Origin of the sequence: Vibrio sp. Vb1755, assembly GCF_033338635.1 — a bacterium.
Classification (GTDB): Bacteria; Pseudomonadota; Gammaproteobacteria; order Enterobacterales; family Vibrionaceae; genus Vibrio; species Vibrio alginolyticus.
Genome location: NZ_JAWOTA010000196.1, coordinates 1 through 1,280, shown reverse-complemented (window position 1 = coordinate 1,280; position 1,280 = coordinate 1). Strand labels below are relative to the sequence as shown.

Below are 1,280 nucleotides of genomic sequence, written 5' to 3'. Positions count from 1 at the left end.
AATGCCGACACTTCTTGATGGCACAAACGTTCTCGGCGTTTTTAACCTAGGCATGGCGATACTCTCTTCCACATCAGAAAGAAAGGCGAAGCCAGGTGCGAACCCAATCGCGGAAACGGTATATACCGGCTTTGTATGAGCATCAATAAGCGCTCCGAGATCAATGCCTTGTTCTTCAAAACGCTCCAAATCTAAAGCAGTTTCTTCCGAGTAATAAACGGGTATCGAAATTTCGTTAGGTTCTGCCTTGTCGGCTTTATTTGGATCAAAAGCGACTAAGATATTGTGCAGTATGTCGACTAACTGAAATTCACTGATTCTGAACGGTAAGTAATCAATTAACACGGTTCGATAGGAAGGAACGATATTCATGACAATATGAGACAGATGTTGGTTCATTGCTCGCGCTAACTGTCCAATTGAGTTTTCAGAAATGGTTTCATCAAATCGAATCAAAATGCTGCATTCAGAAACCAAATCAATCGAGAACTTTGTTTGATGCATTAATTTCCTCCGGAGTAGAGGCTTTGACGAATTTTTTGAATCAAAGCGATCGACTCTTCATTGTCTCCATGGACGCATATTGTGTCCGCTTCTAACAAGATATAACTGCCTGAAGCGGTTTTTACTCGGCCCGAATCAGCCAATGTTCTAACTTGTTCTAAAATCGCAAGCTCATCTTTCAAAACGGCATTTGGGTGCGTTCTTGGTGTCAACATCCCATCATCCTGATACAGGCGATCGGCAAACGCCTCAAACAACAATGGCACATCATAATCGTCCGCGATTTCTAAATATTTTTCGTTCTCTTGCGATGCAAGGATCATCAACGGTACTTTAAACAGTGCGGCTGCTTTAACGACCGCTCGAAAAACCGCATCGCTTTTCATCATATCGTTGTAAAGGGCACCATGAGGCTTGATATAACCGATATCGGTATACTGCGCACGGCACAATGCCTGCAACGCGCCTACTTGATAGATCACCATGTTAGTAATTTCATCGCTGCTCATACTGAGGCTGCGTCGACCAAAACCTTGTAAGTCGGGATAACCGGGATGCGCACCAATATCAACATCGTGAAGATTCGCTAAGGTAATCGTGTCGTGCATCACGTTCGGATCGGAAGCGTGAAAGCCACAAGCAATGTTCGCCATATCGACATGAGGCATCACGCTATCGTCAGCGCCCATCGTCCAAGAACCAAAGCTCTCGCCCATATCGCAATTTAATGTCAGTTGCTGTTTATTCAATGTCATACGTTTTATTTCTACACAAGC

At 44.0% G+C, this 1,280-nt stretch carries 2 protein-coding genes; both read right to left on the bottom strand.

Annotation, left to right across the window (positions count from 1 at the left end):
• Positions 1 to 504 (bottom strand): carboxyltransferase domain-containing protein (locus R7E00_RS23850; RefSeq protein ID WP_318124722.1); only part of this gene is annotated, 504 nt, incomplete at its 3' end.
• Complete coding sequence (locus tag R7E00_RS23845; RefSeq protein ID WP_020835288.1) at positions 504 to 1,259, bottom strand: 5-oxoprolinase subunit PxpA; 756 nt, start codon at positions 1,257 to 1,259, stop codon at positions 504 to 506. The genes R7E00_RS23845 and R7E00_RS23850, both read right to left, overlap by 1 nt.
• Positions 1,260 to 1,280: the final 21 nt, after the last annotated feature.